Source organism: Microbacterium sp. AC132 (assembly GCF_979258525.1).
The window spans coordinates 3157661-3183046 of the sequence record NZ_OZ409862.1; the positions used below are offsets into that span (position 1 = coordinate 3157661).

The window sequence follows — 25386 nt, forward strand, 5'->3', positions numbered from 1 at the left end:
CCATATGAACGACACGACCTCGCGTCCGGCGCGCATCGGTGTGATGGGCGGCACGTTCGACCCCATCCACCACGGGCACCTGGTCGCCGCGAGCGAGGTCGCGCACTCCTTCGATCTCGACGAGGTCGTCTTCGTGCCCACCGGACACCCGTGGCAGAAGTCGGATGTCACCCCCAGTGAGCACCGCTACCTGATGACCGTGATCGCGACGGCGTCCAACCCGCAGTTCACGGTGAGCAGAGTCGATATCGACCGTGAAGGGCCGACGTACACGATCGACACCCTCCGCGACCTGAAGGAGAAGCGGCCCGACGCCGAGCTGTTCTTCATCACGGGTGCCGATGCCGTGGCGCAAATTCTCAGTTGGAGGGACCATGATGAACTGTGGGAGTTGGCCCACTTCGTCGCGGTCTCACGTCCAGGACACGTCCTGAGCACTGACGGCCTCCCGAGCGACAACGTCAGCCAACTGGAGGTGCCGGCGCTGTCCATCTCGTCGACGGCCTGCCGGGCGCGGGTCCGTGACGACGAGCCGGTCTGGTACCTCGTCCCCGACGGAGTCGTTCAATACATCGCGAAGCATCATCTGTATCGGAGCAAGGCATGAGTACATCGGATCGGCAGGAACAGGGTCCGCTGACGCGAAAGCAGTTGCGTGAGATCCGGTTGACCGGCTCCACACCGGTCATCTCGGCGGAGGAGGCTGCTGCTGCCGCCGCGGTCGCGACTCCGCCCGCCGTAACGCCGACCGAGGAGCAGGACGCCGCCGAGACCGAACCCGCTGCACCGTCGGCACCGGCCGACCGCGGCGAGACCGAGCCGGGGAACACGCCGCTGACGCGTCGCCAGGTTCGCGAGCGCGAACGCTCCATGACCGGATCCGTTCCCATCGGCGACGCTGACGAGTCCGACGCGCCGGACAACGCGGATGATGCGGACTGGACCGACGAGGTTCCGCCCGTCGAGGTCCCCGCGGCCGAGGCAGCCGACGCTCCCGACTCCGATGTCCACGACTCCGATGTCGTTGACGACGATGACCAGGAAGACGACGACTCGGCTGCGGCGGATCTGCCCGCACCGGTCAGCGCCTCGACGAACCTCGACACGACGGACGACGACCGCGAGCCGGTCACCTCCGGCGCGGGCGACACGAGTGCCGCCGTCGCGGAGCTCGGAATCGATGCAGAAACGACCGACGAGGTCGACGCAGGCGACGTTCTGGCGGATGTGGACGACGCTGACGACGACATCGCGGACGGGGAGCGCCCCGTGGTCAACTCCGCCTTCGGTCAGGATCTGCTCAGCGACGACGCGGAGACACGGAAGCCCTTCTCGCCGTCGTTCGACGAGCTGCTGACCGTCGGCGACTCGACCGGTTCCCAGCATCTCGCTCCGAACACCCTCATCTTCAACCCCTCCCCGGGAGAGGGGTCGCTCTCAGGCCCCGTCGCCTCCACAGGGGAGATCCTCGTGACCGGTTCCTACGAACTTCCCAAGGGACTCGGTTCACAGGGCCACGCGCACGGCACCACGGACGGCAAGGACGTGGACGCCGTGCTCATCGACGGCGAACTGCCCCCGGCATCCTCGCCCACGCCGATCGCCGCCAGCGCGGCCGTCAGCACCATCAAGCCCGCCGGCGAGGTCATCCGCCCGCCCGCCCCCGAAAAGGGCAACAAACTCATGCTCATCCTCGCGATCGTGGCGGGTGGTCTCGCGCTCGCGCTGGGCGTGTCCCTGATCGTCGCCTTCACCACGAATGTGTTCTGATGCAGTCACCTGAAACCGCCGAAGAGATGCTCCAGCTCGCGGCCGACGCCGCCGTCTCGAAGGGCGGTGAGGATCTCGTCGCGCTCAACGTCTCGGAGCCTCTGCCGCTCGTCGACATCTTCCTGCTCGTCACCGGAAACAGCGAGCGCAACGTCGCCGCCATCGCCGATGAGATCGAGGACAAGCTCATCGAAGCCGGTCACAAGCGGGTCCGCCGCGAGGGTCGCGCGGAGGCCCGATGGGTTCTCCTCGACTTCGGCGATCTGATCGTCCACGTCTTCCACCAGGAAGAGCGCGTCTACTACGGCCTCGAGCGTCTCTGGAAGGACTGCCCCGTCGTGCCGTTCGAGCTCGCAGACTCCGCCGCAGCAGACCGCGACTGACGTGACCGTCCACCTGATCACCGGTGCCGGATCCGGCATCGGCTCGGTCGTCGCGCGCCGCCTCCTCGATCGGGGCGATCAGGTCGTGGTGCTCGCCCGCGATGCCGGGCGCGCCAAGGAGATCACCGCGGCGCTGCCAGGAGCCTCGGCCGTCGTCGGCGACCTCGCGCAACCCGGCAGGCTGTCGTGGGCACTGTCGAAGCAGGCGCTTCCCGAGCGCATCGACTCGCTGGTGCACGCGGCGGGCGTCGTCGACCTCGGACCCGTGGCCGACCTTCCGGCGAATCTCTGGGAGCGCCAGCTCGCGGTCAACCTCGTGGGGCCTGCCGAGCTCACCCGTCTGCTCCTCCCTGTGCTGCGCGTCTCTCGCGCTCGGATCGTGTTCGTCAACTCCGGTGCGGGGTTGCACGCGCACGCCGGCTGGTCGGCGTATGCCGCCTCGAAGCACGGGCTCAAGGCTCTCGCCGACGCATTGCGGGCCGAGGAGAGCGAGCATGGTGTGCGGGTCACATCGATCTACCCCGGACGCACCGCGACCCCCATGCAGGAGCGAGTGCACCAGCAGGAAGGGCGGGACTACGATCCGGAGCGGTTCATCACGGCGGATTCCGTCGCGACGACGATCCTCACCGCGCTCGACCTGCCGGACGACGCCGCTCTCACCGATCTGACCATCCGCCCTCGGGCGTGACCCCCTGAAGTCTCTCGTCTCAGCTGTCAAGCCCCTGTGACCTTTCGGTCGGAGCGGGGATGATCTTGAGTGGGGAGAGAGTCTTGGAGGGAATCACATGTCCGGAGATCCAGATCCTAGATACGTGCTGCATCGCGTCACACCGTCGGAGTGGGTGATCAACGACCGACGATACGAGACGAACGATCCGCGGCACGTGGTGGCATGCGTCTACGAGTACGCGGAAACCGAGGTCGAGGTCGTGTGGCTTCGCGACCTGCCTCTGGCAGTGCGGTACACGACCGCTTACGAAGTTCTCGAAGAGGTGACGCGAGTGCAGGATTCGAGCCGGGCGACGAGGCCCATCGCGATCCCGCACCTGCCCCCTCTTCTCGCGACCTGAACAGGCTGCGCGGCAGGACCCGGGGAGGGGCCTGCCGCGCAGGGGCGTGCTGGGCGAGGACTCAGGAGTCCTCGCCCAGCGGCTTCTCCGACGCCAGGCGGTCGGCCGCGGCGCCGTCGACCTGGTCGGCATCCGCATCCGTGTCGAGAACGGGCTCGCCGTCGACGTCGCGGTGAGGCACGCCGTCGATCTCTCCTTCGTCATCCGGGCGGGGGACCAGCGGCGGTATCGGGTTGTTGGTCATCATCGACTCCTCTCGTGAGATGTGCGCGCCACGATAGGTCGGGCGTGCACAGACAGGGAGTGGGTTGACGACCGAGGTCCGGAGGAGTATCCGGCGGTGCGACGATTCTGCGGCACTCGATGGGTCGGCGGCGTCACACCATTTCGGGGCGCTTCTTGCGGAACGGCTTCGCGGGGGTGTGCGGGCCGTCCCACACCGTGATGATGCCCCAGGCGACAGCGGCGATCGGCACCGAGAGCACCGCGCCGACGATGCCGCCGAGGATGGTGCCCGTGGTCAGGGCGAGGAGGATCACGAGAGCGTGGAGCTTGAGGGAGCGGGCCATCACGACCGGCTGAAGGAAGTTGCCCTCGAGCTGATTCACGAGCACGACGATGCCGACGACGATGAGGGCTGCCACCGGGCCGTGCGTGACGAGCGCCACGAGAGCCGCGAGGATCCCGGCGGCGGTTGCGCCGACCAGGGGGATGAACGCCGTCAGGAAGACGATCACGGCGAGGGGGAGTGCAAGAGGGATCTGCAGGATCGCCAAGCCGATGCCGATGCCGAGAGCATCGGCGGCGGCGACGATCGACGTGCCGCGGATGTAGCCTCCGAAGACATCGACGGTCTTGTCGCCGATGCGGCGCGCACGCTCATAGCTGTTCCCGGTGAAGGGACGGAGCAGGAACTCCCAGATGCGCGGTCCGTCCTTGAGGAAGAAGAACAGCACGACGATCATCAGCGCGAGGCCGGTGAAGAAGCTCGCAGTGGCCGAGACCCCCGCGAGAGCTCCGCGTCCGAACGAGGCGCTGGTCAGGAAGTCGCCGACTCCTGCCCACACCTCGTCGAGATCGATCGATGCGATGTCGAAAGGCAGGGTGTCGAGCCAGGCCGTCACCTGCGTCACGCCGTCGGTGGCCGACTCGATCAGATCGTCCCACTGGGAACGGACCGTCAGCACGATCACCCAGACGATGCCGCCGAGGATCGCGAGGATGCCGATCAGCGCGATCCAGGTGGCGAGGATCGACGGCACTCCGCGACGCCGCATGAACGCGACGAGCGGGTGGATGGCCGAGGCGAGGATCAGCGCGATCGTCACGGGGATGAACACGAGAGAGAGCTGCGTGATCACCAGCACGCCGATGGCGACCAGGGCGAGCACCGAGAGGGTCTGCAGACTCCGTGTGGCGGCGAGGCCGAATCCCCGCGACCACAGTCGCGTCTCCGTCATCGGGGTCGACGCGTCTGACAGAGACGATGACATGGTCTCCGGTCGTCGGAACAGTCCCAGCACGTGCGTCCTCCACCTCGTCGAAGACCGTCTCGGTGACGAAGACGGCCTGGCCTTTCTATCCGGCGCAGCGGACGATGGCAAGTCCCTGGCGCTCTGCCATGGGCGGCCCTTCGCCGATGACGAGGGCGCCCGCGCGCGCCGGTGTGTCGGATGAACGAGAAGAAGGCCCCGCGATCTCTCGCGGGGCCTTCTATCGGGTGGACCTGGGGGGACTCGAACCCCCGACCCCCTGCATGCCATGCAGGTGCGCTACCAGCTGCGCCACAGGCCCAGAACTGCTTCCTCACTGCTCGAAGCAACTTGAACAGAGTACTACACGGATCGCGCGCAACACCAATCGGCGCGGGGCCCCCGGGCGCGTCGCATTAGGCTGACCGCATGACGACGATCACCGCCACCGTAGAGGCCGACTTCGATGAATGGTCCGGTCTGTGGCGCGGGTATCTGACCTTTTACGGCACGGAGCTCCCTGACGAGATCACGACCGAGTCGTTTCGGCGGATCGTCGAGGGGCGGGATCTGCACGGAGCGGTCGCGCGCGACGGCGACGGGCGCGCGATCGGCATCGTGCACTGGCTCACGCACCCGGCGACGTGGAGCACATCGCCCTACTGCTACCTCGAAGACCTCTATGTCGACGGCGAGTCCCGAGGCTCCGGGGTGGGGCGGCTGCTGATCGCCCACGTGCGTGACTGGGCTGTCGAGAACGGGTGCGAGAAGGTCTACTGGCTGACGCAGGAGACCAACATGACAGCCCGCGCGCTCTACGACAACGTGGCGACGCACACCGGGTACACGCACTACCAGATCGCCCTCTGACGCCCCGGAACAACCGCGTGATCGCGGGTGTTGTCATCATCGTGAGCATCCTGGACAGCGTCGTGATCGGCGCCGGTCAGGCCGGTCTGTCGGCCTCCTTTCATCTGACCCGTCTGGGCATCGGTCATGTCGTGCTCGACTCGGACTCCGAGCCCGGAGGCGCATGGCGGCACCGGTGGGATGCTCTGACGATGCGCGACGTGCACGGAGTGGCGGAGCTGCCGGGGGATTCTCCACCGCCGCGAGACGGGCAGCGCGCCAATATGGCCGTGCCGGCATACTTCGCGGCGTATGAGCGCGCTCATCGCCTGCCGGTGATCCGGCCCGTGGGAGTCGACCGGGTGGTCGACGAGGACGGCCTCCTGGTCGTGCGCGCGGGGGAACAGGAATGGCGCAGTCGGACGCTCGTCAACGCGACCGGGACGTGGACTCATCCGTTCCTGCCGCACTACCCGGGGATGGAGACGTTCCTCGGCGAGCAGCTGCACACGGTCGACTATCCGGGACCAGAGCACTTCGTGGGCAAGCGCGTCCTCGTCGTCGGCGGGGGCGCGTCGGCTGTCCAGTTCCTCGGAGCTCTGGCGCCGATCACCGACACACTCTGGGTGACGCGGCGTGAGCCGGTGTGGCGCAGCGACGACTTCACGCCCGAAGCAGGAGCAGCCGCTGTCGCGCTCGTCGAGCGACGGGTCGCCCAGGGGCTGCCTCCCGAGAGCGTGGTGAGCGTCACAGGGCTCATGCTGCGGCCGCAGGAACGGGAGGCGGAGAGGCTCGGCGCCTACGCTGCTCGCCGCCCGATGTTCTCGCGCATCGAGCCGGACGGCGTCCGCTGGGCCGACGGCACCTTCGAGCGGGTCGACGTCATCCTCTGGGCGACGGGGTTCCGCCCGGCGATCGCGCACCTCGCGCCGCTGCACCTCCGCAGCGCGGCCGGGGGCATCCAGCTCGACCGCGGCGGGCGGGGGACGACCGCGGTGCAGGACCCGCGGATCCAGCTCGTCGGCTACGGTCCGTCGGCGAGCACGATCGGTGCGAACAGGGCGGGACGCTCAGCGGCGAAGGGCGTCCAGCGGGCGCTGGCCGTCGCATCCGTCCGGAGCCCCTGAGCGATCTCGGCCCAATCGTCCCGAGCTGAGGTCGGCGAGGGCGCGTAGGGTGAAGACATGTCGCGAATCATCGTCTTCGGCGGCCACGGCCGCATCGCACTCCTTCTCGCTCCTCTTCTCGTCGAGCGGGGTGACGAGGTCACCTCGGTCATCCGCAATCCCGACCACGTCTCGGAGGTCGAGGCGACAGGGGCGCATGCGCTCGTCGCCGACGTCGAGACCCTCGACACGTCTGAACTCGCGGAGATCATCCGCGGTCACGATGCCGTCGTCTGGTCGGCCGGGGCCGGTGGGGGTTCCGCGGATCGCACGTACGCCGTCGATCGTGACGCGGCGATCCGCACCATGGATGCCGCAGAGGCGGCGGGCGTCATGCGCTATGTCATGGTCTCGTGGATCGGTTCGAAGGCCGATCACGGAGTGGCTGAGGACGACGGGTTCTTCGCCTACGCGGATGCGAAGTGGGCGGCGGACGAGCACCTGCGATCGACGGACCTCGACGGCACGATCCTCGGCCCCGGCACGCTCACGTTCGATGAGCCGACGGGCCGTATCCTGCTCGACCCGGACGGCAAGGGCGAGGTCGCGCGCGCCGATGTGGCGGCTGTGATCGCGGAATCTCTCGGCAACCCCTCGACGTTCGGTCGCACCATCCGATTCGGAAACGGCACGGCCGACTCCGGCGTGCCCATCGCCGACGCTCTCACCACCTGACCTCATGCTGCGACGTCGCTTCGGAGCGGTCAGTGCCGCGGCGTTCGTCGCCCTCGCGACGGCGGCCGCACCGGCCTCTGCCGCGGCTGTCGGCTCGGTGCAGGGCGGTCTCGCCCATGCGCAGATTTCCTCACCAGCAATCGGCGAGCACGCCGAGGCTCTCGTCGCCGAGATGACGACGGTCGAGCAGGCGGCGAGCGTCGTGATGGGGCACATCCCGACGACGGATGCCGGAGCGCTCCGCGCCTACATGCAGCAGGGCCTCGGCGGTTTCATCCTGATGGGAGCGAACATCCCGGCGACCTACGACGAGCTCCAGACCCTCACGTCTGCTCTCACGGTCGACCCCGCGCTGCCTCCGCTCGTGGCGGTCGATCAGGAGGGCGGGATCGTGTCGCGCCTCGTCGGCGATGGTTTCCCCGCCTCGACCGTCTTGAAATCGCAGCCGGTCTCCGACACGTCGTCGGCCTTCTCCGCCCGCGCGGCGCTGGTGGCGAGAGCGGGGATCACCGTGAACTTCGGCACGGTCGCAGACGTGACGTCCGACCCGTCGTCATTCATCTACGGCAGGGCACTCGGCACCGACTCCCAGACGGCCGCCGAGCGAGTCGCTGCCGCCACCACGGCGCAAGAGCAGATCATCGCCTCCACGCTGAAGCACTTCCCCGGTCATGGGGCGGCGCCGGGCGACTCCCACAGTGCTGTCCCTGCCACAGCCGAGACCATCGATGAGTGGCGTTCCACGGACGCGGTGCCTTTCGTTGCAGGTATCGAGGCCGGTGCCTCTCTGCTGATGTTCGGCCACCTGGCCTACACCTCGATCGATCCTGCTCCCGCGTCTCTGTCGGCGCGCTGGCACGAGATCGCCCGTGAACAACTGGGATTCGACGGCGTGATCGTGACCGATGACCTCGGGATGCTGCAGTCCTCGGGGATACCCGAGTACGCCGACCCCGTGACGAACGCCGTGTCGGCGGTCGTCGCCGGGAGCGACCTCGTGCTGATGATCGCCGGTTCGACTCCCGACACCGCCGGCCAGATCGTCCGCGGGCTCGCGGATGCGGTCGATGCGGGGGTGCTGCCCGCCGATCGGCTCGCCGACGCGGCCACCCGCGTGATGACGTTGCGCCTGCAGTCGACGTCGGCGACCACCGACTGGGCACCGTGCCCGGAGTGCGAGCCGGCGGACTGATCGCTCAGCCCGCTCACGCCGGTCAGCCCGCGAGCGTGACGGCGGTGGTGGAGCCGAGCCAGGCATGCAGCAGCTCGCCGCGCAGATGCCCACCGCGCTCTGCGAACACGCGCTGCCGGCGGACGTACTCCGCCTTGCCCTCGGTCGTCTCGATCGGTACGGGCTCGACACCCCACGGTGCCAGGTCGTACGGCGCGGCCTGCATGTCGAGAAGGCGGATGTCTCTTGCGAGCTCGAAGGTGTCGAGCAGAAGTTCGCCGGGCACGAGGGGGCCCAGCTTGACCGCCCATTTGTACAGGTCCATGCCGGCATGAAGGCATCCGGGCTGCTCGAACAGGGGCTGCTCGTCGCGGGTCAGCTCCGTGCGGTTGCGAGGCACGGCCGCGGGTGTGAAGAACCGGAAGGCATCGAAGTGGGTGCATCTGAGGTCATGGCTCTCGACGACCAGATCCGTTGCGTCCTGCCCAAGACGCAGGGGCACCGCGTGTCTGTGCTCGTCTGCTCGATAGACCATCGCCCACTCATGCAGTCCGAAGCATCCGAACTGCCCGGGTCGAGAGGCGGTGCGACGCAGCATCCGCTCGATGAGGCCGGCGAGGTCTGCCTTCTCGCGCGCGAAGGCAGCGGCATCCGGCACCGCACCGGCTTCGGTCGCGCCGGGGGAGTACCACCGCCAGGTCAGCCGCTCGTCGGCCTCCTCGAGCTCGACCCCGGCGCCGGGGTGCCACCGACGCAGCTGCGCGGGCTTGTAGCTGTAATAGGTGAACAGGAAGTCCCATACCGGGTGCTTCTCGCCCCGCGCGGCTCGTTCCCGATGCTCAGCCGTGAGGGCGTCGGCTCTCGTCTGGTGCGCTCGTTCGCGTTCCAGCCAGTCGGTCCGCGCCAGCGTCATGGTCACCTCAACGGAGGATGCCGGCTTTGCCGAGCAGGTCACGGAGCCCCGCGCCGTCCTCGGCACTGACCCAGGGGGCGACGTCGTCGGAGTGCGGCTCGTGGCCCGCGCGACCACCGGCGAGCACGGCCTCGGCCGGGAGCAGCCGACGGATGGCGACGCCGGCGACGGAGTCGGGGTGCTCATCCATAAACTCGGAGTAGATCGCCTCGTCGTGCTGGCCGTCGTCGCCGATCAGCAACCATTTCACGTGCGGGAACTCCGTGGCCAGGCGACGCAGGTTGGTGAGCTTGTGCTCGCGTCCGCTGCGGAACCATCGGTCGTGGGTGGGGCCCCAGTCGGTGAGGAGCATGGAGCCTGCGGGGAACAGGTGGCGCCCGAGGAACCGGCGGAGAGTCGGGGCGACGTTCCAGGCTCCGGTCGAGAGGTAGACCATGGGAGCACCGGGATATTCGCGGAGCACCTGATCGAGCAGCACGGCCATGCCCGGCACGGGGATGCGCGCGTGCTCGTCGACGACGAAAGAGTTCCAGGCGGCGATGAAAGGTCGGGGGAGGGCGGTGACCATCACGGTGTCGTCGACGTCGGAGACGACCCCGAAGTGGGTCGACTCGGCCACGATGAACGCGGTCGTCTCGACCGGGTCCTGACCCTCGACGGAGAACGTGAAGGTCTGCCATCCTGGCTCGAGCTCGGCGTGCACGACCGAGTCGATCACACCGCCCCGGTCGGCGACGACATAGTGCACCGAATCGCCGATCTGCACGGCGACCTTCGCGAAGCTCACGGGGATGCCGACGAAGCTCCGCCAGCCGCGGACGCTGGCCGGCTCGCCGTCCTTCGTGCTCCGTGCGGGAGGGACGATGAGAACGCGACCGACGACACGCACCCAGCCGGGCCCGCCGTAACCGGGGAACGGGAGGATGGTCGCGGTGCGGCCGCGACGGCGCGCTCGCCCCTCGCGCCACACGTGGAGGCGGTGTTCGAGGCGCGCGAACCAGTGGATCCGGGGCGCCGGAGGTGACGAAGCCATTGCTTCAGTCTTTCACGTCGGTCGAGTCCTTCGCGTCGGAGATGTCGAGATGGCGCGCCTCGAGGCGCGAGATCACCTTCTTGCCCACGAACACGGCGACGAGGAAAAGGGCGATGATGCCGACGAAGATGTATCCGGCGTAGTGCACCCGGTCGGCGAGCTCATCGAAGCTGCCGGCGGCGAGCGAGGTGATGCTCACGTAGGCCGTCGCCCAGAGCAGGCAGGCCGGCGCCGTCCACGCGAGGAATCGGCGGTAGGAGTAATGGCTCATCCCCACGGTCAGCGGCACGAGGGAGTGCAGCACCGGCAGGAACCGCGAGAGGAAGATGGCGATGCCGCCGCGGCGGGCGAGGTAACGCTCCGCCCGCACCCAGTTCTCCTCGCCGACGCGTCGGCCGACCCAGGAGGCACGGATGTGCGGGCCGACCCACCGCCCGAGCCAGAAGCCGATGCTCTCGCCGATCAGCGCGCCGACGACGACCGAGACGACCATCGCCACGGCCTGAGGGAGGCTGGTGATGCCGATGGACGCGACGAGTACGACAGTGTCACCGGGGAATACGAGCCCGATCAAGACGCTCGTCTCCAGCATCACGGCGAGCCCCGCGACGAGGGTGCGAGTGATCGGGTCGATGGACCGCATGAAGTCGATCAGCCACGGCACCAAGTCGTCCACCCCTTGAGAATACGGGAGTGCACGCCGCCTAGGCTGAGAACGTGCCCGAACCTCTGAGCGCCCGCGTCCTGCCCGATCGGGTGACGCCTGACGCGCTCTTCCTCGCCCTCGAACGGTCGTGCGCCGACCTGTTCTGGCTCGACGCCGGGGCGGACGCGACGGAGGGATGGAGCTTCGTCGGGACGGGCGATCCGGCGTCGTTCCCCGGTGAAGTGCGGATGGATGCCCGCACGGCCGCCGCGCATCCCGGTCCTCCGCTGCGGGGCGGGTGGGTCGGCTGGTACGACTACGAGACCGGCGCCCGAGCAGCGGGAGCACCCGTATCGGAAGCCGCTGACGAGCCCGGCGACGCCTGGTTGCGGGTCTCCCGGCTGGCGGCGTTCGATCATGCGACCGGCACCGTATGGGTTGCCGCAGCCCATGCCGATCTCGACGAGTGGAGCGCCGTCGTCGCTCGTGTCACCCCCTCCGCCGTGCCGCGCGGGGAGACGGTGTTCAGTGCGCCCTCGTCCGTACGCAGCGAGGCGCGACACACTCCGACGGAGTACGCAGGACTCATCGAGCGCTGCCGCGAGCTCATCAGAGCGGGGATCGCCTACCAGCTCTGTCTCACCACCCGGTTCACCGTTCCGGGGGAGCACGACGGAGTCGCGGTGTACCGACGCCTCCGTGCCGCAACTCCGGCGCACCATGGCGGCTTCATCCGGATCGGCGGCCGCTCCTTGCTCAGTGCGAGCCCCGAGCAGTTCCTCCACGCTGAAGGCGGCGTCATCCGCACGCGGCCGATCAAGGGGACGCGGCCCCGCGGCGCAGACGCCGCGCACGATGCCGAGCTCGCCGCCGAGCTCGCGGCGGACCCGAAAGAACGGGCTGAGAACGTCATGATCGTCGATCTGATGCGCAACGATCTGTCGAGGGTGTGCCGACCCGGGTCGATCCGGGTCGAGGCGCTGTGGGCCGTGGAGACGTATCCGGCGGTGCACCAGCTCGTCAGTACCGTCAGCGGCACGGCGGCCGCGGGCACGACGGCGAGCGAACTTCTCGCAGCGACCTTCCCGGGAGGCAGCATGACAGGCGCGCCGAAGCTCTCGGCGATGACGCGCCTGCATGAGCTGGAGGGAGGGCCTCGCGGTATCTACGCCGGGTGCTTCGGTTACATCGGCGATGAGGGGTCGCTCGACCTCGCGATGGTCATCCGCAGCATCGTGATCGACGGTACGGGCGCTGTGGTCGGCGCAGGCGGGGGATCACCTGGCGATCGGTCGCCGCCTCGGAGGTCGCCGAGGTCGCGACGAAGGCTCGGGCGCCGCTCGCTGCGCTGGGAGTGGAAATGCCCGCGGCCTGGGCTTCCGATATCCTGAACTGATCCCCTTTTCCCTTCAGATTGGTCGTGCGTTCGTTGTCTGAGAACCTGTCCACCTCTCCCGTCGCCGAGGAGACCTCCTCGGCGCACGCTATCCAGGCCAAGTGGCAGAAGTACTGGGCGGAGAACGAGACGTTCCTCACCGGCGGCGACGATGACAAGCGGCCCCGCCGCTACGTGCTGGCGATGTTCCCCTACCCCTCCGGCGACCTGCACATGGGGCACGCGGAGAACTACCTGTATTCGGACATCGTGGCCCGGTTCTGGCGCCACCGCGGGCACAACGTGCTCAACCCGATCGGCTGGGACTCCTTCGGGCTGCCTGCGGAGAACGCGGCGATCCGTCAGGGTGCGGATCCCCGCGAGTGGACCTACCAGAACATCGCTCAGCAGAAGCAGGCGTTCCAGAACTACGGCGTCTCGTTCGACTGGTCGCGAGTGCTGCACACCTCCGACCCCGAGTACTACCGCTGGAACCAGTGGCTGTTCCTGAAGCTGCACGAGCGCGGTCTTGCGTACCGCAAGAAGAGCGCGGTCAACTGGTGCCCGAACGACCAGACCGTGCTCGCGAACGAGCAGGTCGTCGACGGCCGTTGCGATCGCTGCGGTGCCGAGGTCGTGAAGAAGAAGCTGACTCAGTGGTACTTCAAGATCACGGACTACGCCGACCGGCTGCTCGATGATCTGAACCAGCTCGAGGGCTTCTGGCCGCACAAGGTGCTGCAGATGCAGCGCAACTGGATCGGACGCTCGATCGGCGCCGACGTCGACTTCCGCATCGAGGGGCGCGACGAGCCCGTCACCGTGTTCTCGACGCGTCCTGACACCCTGCACGGAGCGACGTTCTTCGTCGTGGCCCCCGACTCCGACCTGGCGTCGGAGCTCGCAGCGGATGCTCCGGCCGACGTGCGTGAGCGTTTCCAGAAGTACCTGGCCGATGTGCAGAAGACCACCGACGTCGACCGACAGGCCACCGATCGCCCGAAGACCGGGGTCTTCCTCGAGCGGTACGCGATCAACCCGGTCAACGGCGAGAAGCTGCCGGTCTGGGCGGCGGACTACGTGCTGGCCGATTACGGTCACGGAGCGGTCATGGCCGTGCCGGCGCACGACCAGCGAGACCTGGACTTCGCCCGCGCCTTCGACCTGCCCGTGAAGGTCGTCGTCGACACGACGGCGCCGGTCACCGGTGCGATGCCGGTCATCGAGGTCGATGAAGAGGGCGTGCCGATCGACACCGGCGCGGCGCTCGACGAGCAGAACCCCGCCTCCACCGGCATCGCTCTGACGGGAGAGGGCCGGATGATCAACTCCGGACCGCTCAACGGTCTGTCGAAGCGCAATGCGATCGCCCGTGCGATCGAGCAGCTCGAGGCGTCCGGCACCGGGCGCGCCGCCAAGAACTACCGTCTGCGGGACTGGCTGATCTCGCGTCAGCGCTTCTGGGGCACGCCGATCCCGATGCTGCACGCGGAGGACGGCCGGATCATCCCCGTGCCCGAGGAGCAGCTGCCGGTGAAGCTGCCCAGCGTCGAGGGGCTCGACCTCAAGCCCAAGGGATCGTCGCCGCTCGGCGCCGCTGAGAGCTGGGTCCGCACGGTGGATGCCGCCAGCGGTGACCCCGTTCTGCGGGATCCGGACACGATGGACACGTTCGTCGACAGCTCGTGGTACTTCCTGCGATTCCTGTCGCCGAACAGCGACACGGTCGCGTTCGACCCGGCTCAGGCCGCCCGCTGGTCGCCGGTCGACTCCTACATCGGCGGCGTCGAGCACGCCATCCTGCACCTGCTGTACGCGCGATTCATCACCAAGGTGCTGTTCGACATGGGGCTGATCGACTTCACCGAGCCCTTCTCGAACCTCATCAACCAGGGCATGGTCCTGCTCGACGGCGCCAAGATGTCGAAGAGCAAGGGCAACCTGGTGCTCTTCGAAGAGGAGCTCGACGCCTACGGCGCCGATGCGCTGCGCGTGGGTCTCGCGTTCGCCGGACCGGTCGAAGACGACAAGGACTGGGCCGACGTCTCGACGACCGGTGCGCAGAAGTTCCTGGCCCGCGCGTTGCGCATCGCCCACGAGGTGTCCTCTCCTGTCGACGTCGTGTTCGCGGGCGGAGATGCGGCGCTGCGTCGAGCCACGCACAAGCTGCTGGCAGATGCTCCTGGGCTCGTCGAGCAGACGAAGTTCAACGTCCTGGTCGCGCGCCTGATGGAGCTGGTCAACGTCACCCGCAAGACGATCGACGGTGCCGCAGGCGCCGCTGATCCGGCGGTGCGTGAGGCGGCCGAGACCGTCGCCGTGATGCTCGATCTGATCGCCCCGCACACCGCGGAGGAGATGTGGGAGATCCTCGGACACGAGCCGTCCGTCGGGCTCGTCACCTGGCGCTCCGCCGACCCGGCGCTGCTCGTCGAGGACACCGTGACCGCCGTCGTGCAGGTGGGCGGCAAGGTCCGCGCTCAGCTCGAGGTGCCCGCGCGCATCGGCGAGGCCGAGCTCGAATCGCTCGCCCGTGCCGACGAGCGGGTCATTCGCTCGATCGGCGACCGCGAGATCGTCAAGGTCGTCGTGCGCGCCCCGAAGATCGTCAGCATCGTCGTGAAGGGCTGACCGACCGCGTAGCCAGCCGCTCTGCACATCCGGCCGCCCACGGGGGTTCTCCCCGACGGGCGGCCGGATGCATGAGAGGCGTCCGTTCGCTGGCATAGCGTTGCGGAATGCCCGAATCCGCCGCTTCCTCACCGGCGCCGCGCCGGTTGCGGCTGGGGGTCGGCGCCGCCGTCGTGCTGGCGCTCGTCGTGCTGTCCGCGGCCGTCGGACTCGGACTGATGCGGGGGCAGGCCGTGCCGACCGAATCGGTGCCGTTGGCCACCGAGGCCGCCGAGAGCGGCGGATCGACGGGAGAGCTCTACGTGCACGTGCTGGGCGCGGTCGAGCATCCGGGACTCTATGTCCTCGATCTCGACTCCCGGCTGGTCGATGCGGTGGCGGCGGCCGGCGGGACCACTGACGATGCCGACCTGACCGCGGTCAATCTCGCCCGCGTGCTCTCGGACGGCGAACAGATCAGCGTGCCGGTCGTGGGTGCCGCAGCCGCGGAGGGGCCGCCGGGAGCAGGCGCGCCCGCGGACGATCTGGTGGATCTCAACACCGCAGATCAGGCGGCGCTCGAGACTCTGCCGCGCATCGGCCCCGCCCTGGCCGAGCGGATCATCGCCTGGCGTGACGAGAACGGTCGGTTCACATCGGTCGATGACCTGCTGTCGGTCCCCGGCATCGGAGAGAAGCTGCTCGCCGGCATCCGCGACGGTGCGCGGGTGTGATGCGCGGTCTGCGGGCGCTGTCTCTCTCTCGCCTGAGTCAGAGCGTCGTCAGCTGTGCAGCGACGTGCCGCTTCTCGACGCCCCCGAGTCGGTCAGGACGGCACGTGCGGCACGCTCGCCGGAAGCGAGGGCGCCTTGGATCGACGCGGTGTCTCTGTGATCCCCGGCTGCATACAGCCGCTCGGCGTAGCGCGGCGATCGCGGTGGGCCGAGCGGTGCCGGTTGGGCAGGCAACGCGTCGAGGATGTCGTCGCGCCGGATCAGCTGCCACGCGCTGATGTCCGTACCCCAGACCTCTTCGAGGTGGCGGCGCACGTCGAACTCGTCGGCGGGTGCGCCGCCACGCGGCAGCAGGCAGGTCGCGGCGATGAGGTGACGTCCGGCCGGCGCATACGAGGGCACGGTGTGCGTCATCACGACGGTGTTCACGACGGGGCCTCTACCTCGGCCGTCGACGGTGAGCAGTGCGGATCCGCTGGGAGGTTCAGTGGCGGCGAACCACCACGTCTGCAGACCTCTCGTGACCGGACGGGCGAGACCGGTGAGCTCGCTGACGGCTTCGGCGCCGACTGCGACCACCGCCCGAGCCGCTCGCACGGAGTCGCCGTCGCTCAGCCCCACCGTGATCTCCTCTCCTCCTGCTGAGATGCCTCCCGCGCGCGCCCCGAAACGGATGTCAGTACCCGCCGCGCGCGCGTGCGCGGCGAGCTGCTCGGGGACAGCGGCGATCCCCTGTGTGGGAAGCCCGGGTCGGCCGAGCGCGAAGTAGCGTACGAGCAGTCGCGCGAAGGCGTTCGACGTCTCGCCGCCTCTCTCCGCCAGAACCCCGGCGAGAAACGGCTCGAGTACAGCGGTGCGAAGCGGGCCACGAAGCCCCGCGGCATCCCATCCCTCGCGCATGGTGGCATCGTTCCGAGCCAGATGCGAGAGCGGACTCACCAGTGCCGGCGCGGCCCAGCGTGCCAGCGCGACGGCATCCCGACCGCTCACCAGGCCGCTGCGCAGAGACGTGACGATCGACAGCGGATGCCGAAGCGGATGCCGCAGCTCGGCCACCCCGTCCGTCGTGCGCACCCGCACGCCCACAGGGAAGCTCCCGAGCGCGAGTGCGTCGAGATCGACGCTGCGCCGAAGTGCCGGGTAGGCCGGGTTGAGGACCTGGAACCCGCGGTCCAGCCGGAAGCCGTCGATGATGTCGGTGCGCTGGCGTCCGCCGACCGCATCCGCGGCCTCGAGGACGACGACGTCGAGTCCGTGAGCGGAGAGCAGTCCCGCGCAGCGGAGCCCTGCGAGGCCGGCGCCGATCACGATCACGTCATGCATTCGCGATGACCTCTCCTCGGCGCGTCAGAAAGTCTCGCACCAGAGTCAGGCGAATGGGCTGGTGCTCTGCGGTGTCGCGTACGTCGACCATTCCCCGAGTATGCCTGAGTCGCTCGGTGTGGTGGAGACTGTCGGCTGTCGGAACGACCCGCGGTCGGTGAATCGAAGTGCCAGCGGTCCACACTCAGAGATCATCGCTTCGCATTCGGCGCTCCTGCACGCCGCGTCGGCATCGTTGTGTTGTCCACCGACCGGGGGGCGGGTGCGCTGCGAGGTGGTCGCACGCCCCTACGTTGTCCTGATGCACCGGCTGCCGATGAGATGCGACCCGCGGGTTCGACCGCGCGATGACGCGCGGGTATGAGCCGGGATCTGCGTCTGCTGCCGATCGCAGGCGGAGTGTGGGTGGTCGCCCTGGTCTGCGTGTTCGTGCCTCCAGCTGCGCAGTGGTGCCTTCTCGGTGGCGTGCTGGGGGCGGCGGCGTCGCTGTTGTGGATGCTGCGGCGGTCGTCCGCCGCGGCGTCCATGGCCGGGGTGGTGCTCGTGATGCTCGCCGCGATCGCCGCTGTCTCCGTCACTGTTCTTGCCGCGACACCGGCGCGCGAGGGCGCCGCGTCGTGGGACGGACGTGTGGTCGAGGTGACGGGGGAGGTCAGCACCTCGGCGTCGGTCGGTCGGGATGGGCGCCTGTGGATGGAGGTGCAGCTCACGCGCATCGGGTCGCCGGGGTCGGTGCGGGCGGCGTCGGCTCCGGTGCGGGTCGGCATCGATCCGGCCGAGGGGTTCGATCTCGGCGCCACAGTCCGGGTGAAGGGAGAGGCGGCGGCGACGGATCCGGGGGAGAGGGCAGCGCTCGTCGTGTTCGCGAGCGAGGCGTCGGTCGAGGAGCCGGCATCCGGGGTCTTCGCGGTCGCGGCCGGATTGCGCAGCGCTTTCATCGACCGGGCGCAGCGACTTCCCGAGCCCGGAGCGGGTCTGCTTCCCGGACTCGCAGTCGGCGACACCCGCGCGGTGTCGACCGAGCTGAACGATGACATGCGCACCAGCGGTCTCAGCCACCTGACGGCGGTCTCCGGAGCGAACTGCGCCATCGTCGTCGGGGCGGTGTTCTGGTTGGCTGCGCTGTGCGGCGCCGGACGGGGGACTCGAGTCGTCGCGGCCGCTCTCGGTCTCGCGGGCTTCGTCGTCCTCGTGACGCCGGAACCCAGCGTGGTCAGGGCGGCGGTCATGGCGGGTGTCGCGATGCTGTCACTGCTTCTCGGGCGGCCGAGCGCGGGTGCGGGGATGCTGGCGCTCAGCGCGAGCGGCATCCTGATCGCCGACCCGTGGCTGGCCTCGACTGCGGGATTCGCGCTCTCGGTCTCCGCATCGGGTGCGCTGATCCTGCTCTCGCCGTCGCTCACCCGCGGACTCGCGCGATTCATGCCGCAACCTCTCGCTCTCGCGATCGCCGTGCCGACGTCCGCACAGCTCGTGTGCGGCCCCGTCATCGCCCTCTTCGCAGAGCAGCAGTCTCTCGTGGGGCTCGTGGCGAACCTGCTGGCTGCGCCCGCGGCGCCGATCGCCACTGTCATCGGCCTCCTCGCGTGTCTCGCCGCTCCGGTGGGCGTTCTCGCCGACCTTCTGGCGGCGTCGGCATGGCTGCCCGCCGCGTGGATCGCGCAAACGGCCAGCATCACGGCCAGGCTGCCGTTCGCTCAGATCGCCATGGTGCCCGGCATCGCCAGCGCCGTGCTGGTCGGCGTCGTGAGCGCGGCGATCGGGGTGATTCTCGCCGATGGGTACCGCGCGGTGCCGGTCGTCAGGGGTGTCGCAGCGGCCGTGCTGGCAGTCGCGCTCGCCCTGGGCGGTGCGCATGTGGTGCTCAACGGTCCGCTGGCGAGCGCGACCACTCCCGACGAATGGTCGGTCGCCGCCTGTGATGTGGGCCAGGGAGACGCACTCGTCGTGCGCTCCGAGGGGGCGATCGCACTGATCGATACCGGGCCGGAACCGGAGCCGCTCGCCTCGTGTCTGCGCGAACTCGGTGTCGAACGCGTGGATCTGCTCGTGCTCACGCACTTCGATCTGGATCACGTCGGCGGGGTCGAGGCTGTTCAGGGGAGAGTCGAGGCGGTGCTGCATGGGCCACCGGGGGAGAGCGGTGACGAGCGGATGCTGCAGCACCTCGCCGACGGCGGTGCGACGGTCGGTCAGGCGGCAGCGGGCATGCGGGGTGACCTGGGCGCGGCGTCCTGGCAGGTGCTGTGGCCGCAGCGTGGGTCGGAGGCGTTCCCGCCGGGCAACGACCAGAGCGTGGTTCTGGAGATAGGTGGCGGCGGCGTACCCCGCTCGCTTTTCCTGGGCGACCTGTCGGGGGAGGCGCAGCGGATGCTGGAACGCACCGCGCATCTCCGAGGCGGCTACGCGGTGGTCAAAGTCGCCCATCACGGCAGCGCCGACCAGGACTTCCCGCTCTATCAGGACCTGCACCCGAGTGTCGCGCTGTTCAGCGTAGGCGTCGACAACGACTACGGGCATCCGCGAGCGGAGACTCTGGCATCGCTCGAAGCTGCCGGTGCGCGAGTGCTGCGGACCGACCAGCAGGGCCGTCTCCTCGTGGGCCTCGCGGGGGACGAGCTTCAGCTGTGGGCCGAGAAGCAGCCACCCTGACGACGGGGTCGACGTCTGTGGCCCCCGGTAGTCTGGAGGCATGGCTGCTTCTCGTACTCCTTCCCGCGGTGGGACCAAGGCAGCCAAGGTCCCGCAGGTGTCGTGGCGCGATCCGCGTCCGGCGCCGGTGGTGCTCGTGTTCGGCCCGGAGGAGGTCTGCGCAGAGCGCGCGATCGCCGGAGTCCGCGACTACCTCCGCACGGAAGACCCCGCGCTCGAGGTGACCGATGTCCGCGCTGATGACTACGCGCCCGGGACTCTCCTCGCGCTGACCTCGCCGTCGTTGTTCGGGGAACCCCGGCTGGTGCGCGTGTCGGGGGTGGAGAAGTGCTCGGATGCCTTCTTGCAGGAGGCTGTGTCCTACCTCGACCACCCGCAGGAGGGTGCGACAGTGATCCTGCGCCACACCGGGGCCAGCGTCCGCGGCAAGAAGCTGCTCGATGCGGTGCGCGCCGGGACGGGCGACGGCATCGAGATCCCGTGCCCGGCCATCAAGCGCGACGGCGACCGCGTCGACTTCGCTGCCGGCGAGTTCTCTGCGGCGAAGAAGCGGATCGCCCCGCCTGCGTTGCGCGCTCTGGTCTCGGCCTTCGCCGATGATCTCACCGAGCTCGCGGCGGCATGCCAGCAGCTGATCGGCGACGTCGAGGGCGATGTCACCGAAGAAGTCGTCACCAAGTACTACGGCGGGCGGGTCGAAGTCTCTGCCTTCGTCGTCGCTGACACGGCGATCGCCGGACGCTATGGCGAGGCTCTCGTGGCCCTGCGCCATGCCCTCGCCTCCGGCGCCGACCCCGTGCCGATGGTCGCGGCGTTCGCCATGAAGCTGCGCACCATGGCGCGCGTCGCCGGAAACCGCGAGCCGAGCCGCCAGCTCGCGCAGCGACTGGGAATGAAGGACTGGCAGGTCGACCGTGCGCGACGCGACCTCGCCGGATGGAACGAGCGTTCGCTGGGAATGGCCATCCAGGCGACGGCGCGCGCCGATGCCGAAGTCAAGGGTGCCGCCCGTGACCCGATCTTCGCTCTCGAGCGGATGCTCACCGTCATCGCCACCCGCCAGCCGTTCGGCGAGTGAGCGCGGTCTGACGCGCGGCAGCTGCCTCGTCCGTCGAGATCGCTGGCACATACGGTTCCGAGCACGCGAAAGAGCCCGCCCCGCGAACGGGACGGGCTCTTGTCACACCGTCAGGCGTGGAATCGGCTCAGAGAGCGGAGACCTGCTTGGCGATGGAGGACTTGCGGTTCGCAGCCTGGTTCTGGTGGATGACACCCTTGCTGACGGCCTTGTCGAGCTTGCGGGAGGCAGCCTTCAGAGCAGCCTCGGCTGCAGCCTTGTCACCGGAGACGACAGCGGCGCGGGTCGCGCGGATGTGCGTCTTCAGCTCGCTCTTCACGGCCTTGTTGCGCTCGTGAGCCTTGTCGTTGGTCTTGTTGCGCTTGATCTGCGACTTGATGTTTGCCACGTGTGGACGCTTTCTGTACGGAGTTGTTAGGAAATGCCGGCAGAAGAAGAGGGCTTCCACTCGGCGGTCGTGAGGGAAGAACCCACACGCAAGCCAAGAACCAACTCTACCAGCATCCGGGCGGTTCACCCTAAACGAGCGAGGTGTCCTCGTCACTGATGCGGTGTCGGTGCGTGTGGGTGCACAATCATCAGTATCCCGACACTCGCGTCGCGACCCCGACGTCAAGGAGCGACATGAGCCCCGCCCTCCCATCCGGATCGCCGGTGTCCGCTCTGCGGAGAGTCGGACCGCCATGGATGACCGTCTTCACGCTCGCCTGGCTGGCGATCTGGACGGTGCAGCTCACTCCGGTCCAGTTGCTCCTCCCCTTGCAGTTGAACACGTCTGAGAAGGACTGGATACCCGGCGTCATCTCGTCCGGGCTGGTGCTCGGCATCGGCGGTCTCGCAGGGATCGTCGCGGGCCCGTTGGCCGGGGCGCTGTCGGATCGCGCGGCCGTCGGACGGCGGCGTCGGCGACCATGGGCGATCGGTGGCGTGCTCGTCACCGCGCTGTTCCTCGTGGTGACCGGTTTCAGTGAGGGGCCCTGGGCCGTGGGAGGAGCCTGGGTCGGGGTGTCGATCGGCGTCGCGGTGTCGTCGGCCGCCTTCACCGCACTGATAGCGGACCAGCTTCCTCCGACGCAGCGTGGCGCCGCGTCCGCCGCCGTGGGCTCCAGTCAGGCGGTGGGCATCGTGCTCGGCGTCGGGCTCGTGGTGCTCCTCGGGCTCGGCATCCGTGAGGGGTACCTGCTGCTCGCCGGGATCATCGCGACGGTGGGAATCGGTGCAGCGCTGCTTCTGCCCGATCCGCCCGCGGCCGTCGACGCGACTCCGGTGACGCGTGATCGTCATCTGCTGGCATCGCTGCGCGATCGGGATTTCGCCTGGATGCTGTCGGGCCGGCTCGTGACCAACATCGGCAACGCACTCGGCACTGCACTGTTCCTCTTCTTCCTGCTCCATGGTCTGCACCAGGAGACGACGGTGGCGCAGGACAACCTGCTGCTCCTGATCGTCGTCTACACGCTGTTCGTGGTGCTCGCATCGGTGTTCACCGGTGTGCTCTCCGATCGCACGGGCAACCGGCGTTCCCTCACGATCCTGGCGACCCTGGTGCAGGCGGCCTCCGGCGTCGTGATCGCCGTCGTGCCGACCTTCGAGGCGACGATGGTCGCCGCCGCGCTCATGGGGCTCGGCTACGGCGCGTTCTCGACCGTCGGACTCGCCTTCGCCGCCGACCTGCTGCCCGGCGAGAGGGACCACGCCCGTGACCTCGGCATCGTCTACGTCACGGCGGCACTCGGCCAGCTGATCGGCCCGGTGCTCGGGGCGGGGCTCGTCGCGCTCGTCGGGGGATTCTGGCTGGTGTTCGCAGCAGCCGCCGTGCTGTCGCTCGTGGGCGGTGCGCTCACGGCTCTGGCGAGGCAGCCGGCGCGGGATCCGCGGCCTCACCCGTAGCCTCGGATTCGATGGTCGCGACGGCCAACCGCAGGACGGCGTTGAAGATCTGCGGACGCATCGCCGTGACGAGGTGCGTGGTGCGCGGCACGACGATGAGCTCTGCGTGAGGCGCGAGCCGTCGGAAGAGGGCTTCGTTGACTCGCAGCTGATCCCACTGTCCGTTCACGAACCACAGCGGCACGCGGATGCGGGCGACCGCTGTCGCGAGATCGAGCGTGGCGAGATTTCGCAGTGCCGTGTCCTGGGTGTCCAGCGCATAGCCGCCGGCGGCGAAATCGGAGCGCGTCTCTTCGGGGATCGTCGCTTCGAGGATGCGCTTCGTGATCCACATCCCGCGATCGGGCAGCCGATCGACGGCGCGCGCGATCGCGCGATACGCCGCGAGACCGGCGCCTCGGGGGAGCGACGTGCACGACGCGGCGACGAGCCCCGCGACCCTCGGTGCCTCCGCTCCGCCGACGTAGGCGAGTGTCAGCAGGCCGCCCATCGAGTGCCCGACGAGCAGCACGGGACCTCGCGTCGCTGCGTCGCGCACCGCGACGTCGATGGTGTGGAGCGCCTCGTGCAGGGTGAAGTCCTCCTCCATCCGGGTGCCATGCCCGGGAAGGTCGACAGCGACGGCCCCGATGCCCTGCTCCTCGAGGAAGGCGAGTTGCGACCGCCACATCGTCGCGGACGTACGGATGCCGTGCACGAAGACGATCTGGACGCTCACGCGTTCAGCATAGAGAAAAGCGGGGCCGGTGGATGGACCACCGACCCCGCTGCGAAGCGCTGACGAGTCAGGCTCCGAATGGATTACTTCTCGTATCCCACGTTCTCCACCGGCGTGATGCCGAAGAGGTCGAGACCCACGTAGGGCTCGGGCGTGAGGTTGGCGAGACCTTCCTTGACGGTCCAGATCTCCGGGCCGTTGAGGACCGGGATGATGCCCCAGGTCTTCGCGAAGATCTCGGACTCCATCTCCATGGCCTTCTTGGTCTGCTCGACCGGGTCGGAGATCGTCTCGAGCTCCTCGTGGATCATCGTGTCGATCTCCTCGGTGCCGGTGCCCGACAGGTTCAGGCCGCTGTCCGAGCAGTACAGCTGGCAGAACCAGGCGGCACCGAACGGGTCGGACGACGTGAAGTTGAGGAAGAAGATGTCACCGTTCTGCGTGGTGTAGTCCTCGGCGAAGTCGGCGGACGGACGGGTGTCGATCGTCACCTCGACGCCGACCTCCTTCAGCTGCGCCTGAACGGCGAGCGAACGCGCGCGCGCGGTCTCGGTGTCGGAGTGCACGGGGAAGACGAGCGACAGGCGCTGGCCGTCCTTCTCGCGGATGCCGTCGGCACCGGCGACCCAGCCGGCCTCATCGAGGAGCTTGTTGGCACCCTCGGTGTCGCCGTCCTTGCGGCCGGCCTCCTCCAGCGCGTTGACATAGTCAGGCTGGAATGAGAAGAGGGTCAGGGACCCTGCGGGCTCCTCGGTGTAGTTCAGGCCGTTGAAGACGATGTCCTTGACCTGCTCGATGCTGATCGCCTCGAACACGGCCTTGCGGACCTCGAGGTCGGACAGCACCGGGTTGGTCGAGTTCAGCGTGAAGATCGCGTTCGCGGTCGCCTGACCCTTGTAGGTCTTGACGCCTTCGAGACCCTCGACCTGTGCGAGCAGCTCGGCGCTGCCGGTCTCGGCCATGTCGACCTCGCCGTTGCGCAGTGCGTTGACCGCCGCGGTCGGCTCCATCTGGATGAAGGAGACCTTGTCGAGCAGCGGAGCGTTGCCCCACCACTTCTCGTTCGGGACGAGCGTGACCACGCCGCCGGTCTTGTCGAAGTTGTCGACCGTGTAGGGGCCTGCGGCCCATTCCGGGTGCCAGTCGCCGAGGAACGCCGTGTTGAACAGCTCAGGCGTGTTGACGGCCGGGTGCAGCAGCTGCGAGTAGACCATCTCGGGCCAGGCGAACTCGCCCTTGAAGGTCACGATGACGTCGCGGTCGTTCTCGCCGGCCTCGACGGACTCGATCTCTTTCCAGCCGTCGGTCGCGTTGGGCTGGTACTCCTCGTTCTCGCCGCTCTGGGCTTCCCAGGTGGCCTTGAACGCGGTGACGTCGATGGGCGTGCCGTCGTTCCAGACAGCCTTCTCGTTGACCTTGAAGTGCAGGACGGTCTTGCCGTCTTCGACACCGAAGGAGTAGTCGTCGAGGTATGCGTCGTTCTTCTTGACGGTGCCGTCAGGATCCATCAGCAGGATCTGGGGGCGGAACCACGTCCCGATCTGGGTGACGCGGGCGTCACCGTCGCTGTGGAAGTAGTTCAGCTGCTCGGCGATGTTCGAGACGGGGATGCGGAGTTCGCCGCCCTCTGCGAGGTTCTCACGGGGCTGCGGGTTGTAGTCCGCGCCCTCGACCGTCTGAGCTTCGCCTTCACCGCTGTTGCCGCCGCCGTTGCCTGCCGGTGCGCACCCGCTCATGACGAGGGCGAAGGCGGCGCCGAGAGCAGCGATGCCCATCAGCTTCTGATGCCGTTTCATGGTACTCCTTAGTGCCTGTCGGCCTTACTTGGGATAGGGGCAGACTAACCCCGCAACTC

24 protein-coding genes and 1 tRNA gene are annotated in these 25386 nt (G+C 68.5%); 15 read left to right on the forward strand and 10 right to left on the reverse strand.

All coding sequences use genetic code 11. From position 1 onward, the window contains the following. The first annotated feature begins 4 nt into the window (after positions 1–4). From nadD to ACZZZQ_RS15185, 5 genes are all read left to right on the forward strand, one after another. Positions 5–607: a nicotinate-nucleotide adenylyltransferase gene (gene nadD, locus ACZZZQ_RS15165; protein ID WP_053096575.1), complete on the forward strand. Its 603-nt coding sequence runs from the start codon at positions 5–7 to the stop codon at positions 605–607. Continuing rightward, positions 604–1770 (forward strand): hypothetical protein, encoded by a 1167-nt coding sequence (locus ACZZZQ_RS15170; protein WP_463507863.1) that lies wholly within the window; start codon positions 604–606, stop codon positions 1768–1770. The genes nadD and ACZZZQ_RS15170 overlap by 4 nt, the downstream gene beginning before the upstream one ends. Next, positions 1770–2153 carry a ribosome silencing factor gene (gene rsfS / locus ACZZZQ_RS15175; RefSeq protein ID WP_042537705.1) on the forward strand — a complete coding sequence of 128 codons (384 nt, stop codon included), beginning with the start codon at positions 1770–1772 and terminating at the stop codon, positions 2151–2153. Before ACZZZQ_RS15170 ends, rsfS begins: the two co-directional genes overlap by 1 nt. 1 nt (position 2154) lies before the next feature. Then, on the forward strand, positions 2155–2844 hold the full coding sequence (locus ACZZZQ_RS15180; protein ID WP_400341134.1) for an SDR family oxidoreductase: 690 nt from the start codon (positions 2155–2157) through the stop codon (positions 2842–2844). A 124-nt stretch (positions 2845–2968) separates the two neighbouring features. Next, positions 2969–3226 (forward strand): hypothetical protein, encoded by a 258-nt coding sequence (locus tag ACZZZQ_RS15185; protein WP_463507864.1) that lies wholly within the window; start codon positions 2969–2971, stop codon positions 3224–3226. A 61-nt stretch (positions 3227–3287) separates the two neighbouring features. Here the strand turns inward: ACZZZQ_RS15185 and ACZZZQ_RS15190 are convergent, their stop codons facing one another. From ACZZZQ_RS15190 to ACZZZQ_RS15200, 3 genes are all read right to left on the reverse strand, one after another. After that, positions 3288–3470, reverse strand: coding sequence for a hypothetical protein (locus ACZZZQ_RS15190; protein WP_053099155.1), 183 nt, complete (start codon positions 3468–3470; stop codon positions 3288–3290). A gap of 133 nt (positions 3471–3603) precedes the next feature. Then, positions 3604–4686, reverse strand: coding sequence for an AI-2E family transporter (locus ACZZZQ_RS15195; protein ID WP_400341133.1), 1083 nt, complete (start codon positions 4684–4686; stop codon positions 3604–3606). A 261-nt stretch (positions 4687–4947) separates the two neighbouring features. Beyond that, positions 4948–5020 (reverse strand) — tRNA-Ala (locus tag ACZZZQ_RS15200). A 107-nt stretch (positions 5021–5127) separates the two neighbouring features. Between ACZZZQ_RS15200 and ACZZZQ_RS15205 the strand changes: the two genes are divergently transcribed. The 4 genes from ACZZZQ_RS15205 to ACZZZQ_RS15220 are packed head-to-tail and all read left to right on the forward strand — an operon-like array spanning position 5128 to position 8580. Continuing rightward, positions 5128–5568 (forward strand): N-acetyltransferase family protein, encoded by a 441-nt coding sequence (locus tag ACZZZQ_RS15205; protein ID WP_463507865.1) that lies wholly within the window; start codon positions 5128–5130, stop codon positions 5566–5568. A gap of 41 nt (positions 5569–5609) precedes the next feature. Further along, complete coding sequence (locus ACZZZQ_RS15210) at positions 5610–6674, forward strand: NAD(P)-binding domain-containing protein (RefSeq protein WP_295105685.1); 1065 nt, start codon at positions 5610–5612, stop codon at positions 6672–6674. A gap of 57 nt (positions 6675–6731) precedes the next feature. Further along, positions 6732–7388: an SDR family oxidoreductase gene (locus ACZZZQ_RS15215; RefSeq protein ID WP_053096566.1), complete on the forward strand. Its 657-nt coding sequence runs from the start codon at positions 6732–6734 to the stop codon at positions 7386–7388. Between the two features lie 4 nt (positions 7389–7392). Continuing rightward, positions 7393–8580 carry a glycoside hydrolase family 3 N-terminal domain-containing protein gene (locus ACZZZQ_RS15220; protein WP_400341132.1) on the forward strand — a complete coding sequence of 396 codons (1188 nt, stop codon included), beginning with the start codon at positions 7393–7395 and terminating at the stop codon, positions 8578–8580. Positions 8581–8602: 22 nt separating this feature from the next. On the opposite strand, the gene ACZZZQ_RS15225 is transcribed toward ACZZZQ_RS15220, so the two are convergent. Genes ACZZZQ_RS15225 through ACZZZQ_RS15235 form a run of 3 tightly spaced genes read right to left on the reverse strand, consistent with a single transcriptional unit; the run spans position 8603 to position 11181 of the window. Further along, positions 8603–9472 (reverse strand): 3-methyladenine DNA glycosylase, encoded by an 870-nt coding sequence (locus tag ACZZZQ_RS15225; protein WP_400341273.1) that lies wholly within the window; start codon positions 9470–9472, stop codon positions 8603–8605. 7 nt (positions 9473–9479) lie between these two features. Continuing rightward, positions 9480–10505, reverse strand: coding sequence for an App1 family protein (locus tag ACZZZQ_RS15230; RefSeq protein ID WP_056278907.1), 1026 nt, complete (start codon positions 10503–10505; stop codon positions 9480–9482). A 4-nt stretch (positions 10506–10509) separates the two neighbouring features. Further along, the gene (locus tag ACZZZQ_RS15235) at positions 10510–11181 is read right to left on the reverse strand and encodes a DedA family protein (RefSeq protein WP_056278906.1); all 672 of its coding nucleotides are present in this window, start codon (positions 11179–11181) and stop codon (positions 10510–10512) included. Positions 11182–11222: 41 nt separating this feature from the next. Between ACZZZQ_RS15235 and ACZZZQ_RS15240 the strand changes: the two genes are divergently transcribed. The 3 genes from ACZZZQ_RS15240 (at position 11223) to ACZZZQ_RS15250 (ending at position 15870) form a co-directional block, all read left to right on the forward strand. Further along, positions 11223–12542 carry an anthranilate synthase component I family protein gene (locus ACZZZQ_RS15240; RefSeq protein WP_463507866.1) on the forward strand — a complete coding sequence of 440 codons (1320 nt, stop codon included), beginning with the start codon at positions 11223–11225 and terminating at the stop codon, positions 12540–12542. A gap of 38 nt (positions 12543–12580) precedes the next feature. Then, the gene (gene leuS, locus ACZZZQ_RS15245; RefSeq protein ID WP_053099152.1) at positions 12581–15157 is read left to right on the forward strand and encodes a leucine--tRNA ligase; all 2577 of its coding nucleotides are present in this window, start codon (positions 12581–12583) and stop codon (positions 15155–15157) included. 107 nt (positions 15158–15264) lie between these two features. Next, positions 15265–15870 carry a helix-hairpin-helix domain-containing protein gene (locus ACZZZQ_RS15250; protein WP_400341129.1) on the forward strand — a complete coding sequence of 202 codons (606 nt, stop codon included), beginning with the start codon at positions 15265–15267 and terminating at the stop codon, positions 15868–15870. Between the two features lie 48 nt (positions 15871–15918). Here ACZZZQ_RS15250 and ACZZZQ_RS15255 read toward each other — a convergent pair whose 3' ends face one another. After that, the gene (locus tag ACZZZQ_RS15255; RefSeq protein WP_463507867.1) at positions 15919–17193 is read right to left on the reverse strand and encodes an FAD-dependent oxidoreductase; all 1275 of its coding nucleotides are present in this window, start codon (positions 17191–17193) and stop codon (positions 15919–15921) included. Between the two features lie 360 nt (positions 17194–17553). Between ACZZZQ_RS15255 and ACZZZQ_RS15260 the strand changes: the two genes are divergently transcribed. Together ACZZZQ_RS15260 and holA are read left to right on the forward strand one after the other, a co-directional pair. Continuing rightward, entirely contained in the window at positions 17554–19845 is a 2292-nt protein-coding gene (locus tag ACZZZQ_RS15260) for a ComEC/Rec2 family competence protein (RefSeq protein ID WP_463507868.1), read from the forward strand. 40 nt (positions 19846–19885) lie between these two features. Continuing rightward, positions 19886–20923 carry a DNA polymerase III subunit delta gene (gene holA / locus ACZZZQ_RS15265; RefSeq protein WP_053096547.1) on the forward strand — a complete coding sequence of 346 codons (1038 nt, stop codon included), beginning with the start codon at positions 19886–19888 and terminating at the stop codon, positions 20921–20923. 127 nt (positions 20924–21050) lie between these two features. On the opposite strand, the gene rpsT is transcribed toward holA, so the two are convergent. Then, positions 21051–21311: a 30S ribosomal protein S20 gene (gene rpsT / locus ACZZZQ_RS15270; RefSeq protein WP_053096545.1), complete on the reverse strand. Its 261-nt coding sequence runs from the start codon at positions 21309–21311 to the stop codon at positions 21051–21053. A gap of 236 nt (positions 21312–21547) precedes the next feature. On the opposite strand from rpsT, the gene ACZZZQ_RS15275 reads away from it, so the two are divergent. Next, positions 21548–22813, forward strand: a complete 1266-nt coding sequence (locus ACZZZQ_RS15275) for an MFS transporter (RefSeq protein WP_295104022.1) — start codon at positions 21548–21550, stop codon at positions 22811–22813. On the opposite strand, the gene ACZZZQ_RS15280 is transcribed toward ACZZZQ_RS15275, so the two are convergent. Then, positions 22764–23531, reverse strand: coding sequence for an alpha/beta fold hydrolase (locus ACZZZQ_RS15280; protein WP_400341124.1), 768 nt, complete (start codon positions 23529–23531; stop codon positions 22764–22766). The two genes, ACZZZQ_RS15275 and ACZZZQ_RS15280, sit on opposite strands and share 50 nt — an antisense overlap. An 83-nt stretch (positions 23532–23614) precedes the next feature. Then, on the reverse strand, positions 23615–25327 hold the full coding sequence (locus ACZZZQ_RS15285; protein WP_053096539.1) for an ABC transporter family substrate-binding protein: 1713 nt from the start codon (positions 25325–25327) through the stop codon (positions 23615–23617). Positions 25328–25386 lie beyond the last annotated feature (59 nt).

Coding starts and splice junctions, on each gene's coding strand:
- nadD (WP_053096575.1), top strand. CDS start 5: ATGAACGACACGACCTCGCGTCCGGCGCGCATCGGTGTGATGGGCGGC.
- ACZZZQ_RS15170 (WP_463507863.1), top strand. CDS start 604: ATGAGTACATCGGATCGGCAGGAACAGGGTCCGCTGACGCGAAAGCAG.
- rsfS (WP_042537705.1), top strand. CDS start 1,770: ATGCAGTCACCTGAAACCGCCGAAGAGATGCTCCAGCTCGCGGCCGAC.
- ACZZZQ_RS15190 (WP_053099155.1), bottom strand. CDS start 3,470: ATGACCAACAACCCGATACCGCCGCTGGTCCCCCGCCCGGATGACGAA.
- ACZZZQ_RS15195 (WP_400341133.1), bottom strand. CDS start 4,686: ATGACGGAGACGCGACTGTGGTCGCGGGGATTCGGCCTCGCCGCCACA.
- ACZZZQ_RS15205 (WP_463507865.1), top strand. CDS start 5,128: ATGACGACGATCACCGCCACCGTAGAGGCCGACTTCGATGAATGGTCC.
- ACZZZQ_RS15215 (WP_053096566.1), top strand. CDS start 6,732: ATGTCGCGAATCATCGTCTTCGGCGGCCACGGCCGCATCGCACTCCTT.
- ACZZZQ_RS15220 (WP_400341132.1), top strand. CDS start 7,393: ATGCTGCGACGTCGCTTCGGAGCGGTCAGTGCCGCGGCGTTCGTCGCC.
- ACZZZQ_RS15225 (WP_400341273.1), bottom strand. CDS start 9,472: ATGACGCTGGCGCGGACCGACTGGCTGGAACGCGAACGAGCGCACCAG.
- ACZZZQ_RS15230 (WP_056278907.1), bottom strand. CDS start 10,505: ATGGCTTCGTCACCTCCGGCGCCCCGGATCCACTGGTTCGCGCGCCTC.
- ACZZZQ_RS15250 (WP_400341129.1), top strand. CDS start 15,265: ATGCCCGAATCCGCCGCTTCCTCACCGGCGCCGCGCCGGTTGCGGCTG.
- ACZZZQ_RS15255 (WP_463507867.1), bottom strand. CDS start 17,193: ATGCATGACGTGATCGTGATCGGCGCCGGCCTCGCAGGGCTCCGCTGC.
- ACZZZQ_RS15260 (WP_463507868.1), top strand. CDS start 17,554: ATGAGCCGGGATCTGCGTCTGCTGCCGATCGCAGGCGGAGTGTGGGTG.
- holA (WP_053096547.1), top strand. CDS start 19,886: ATGGCTGCTTCTCGTACTCCTTCCCGCGGTGGGACCAAGGCAGCCAAG.
- ACZZZQ_RS15275 (WP_295104022.1), top strand. CDS start 21,548: ATGAGCCCCGCCCTCCCATCCGGATCGCCGGTGTCCGCTCTGCGGAGA.
- ACZZZQ_RS15285 (WP_053096539.1), bottom strand. CDS start 25,327: ATGAAACGGCATCAGAAGCTGATGGGCATCGCTGCTCTCGGCGCCGCC.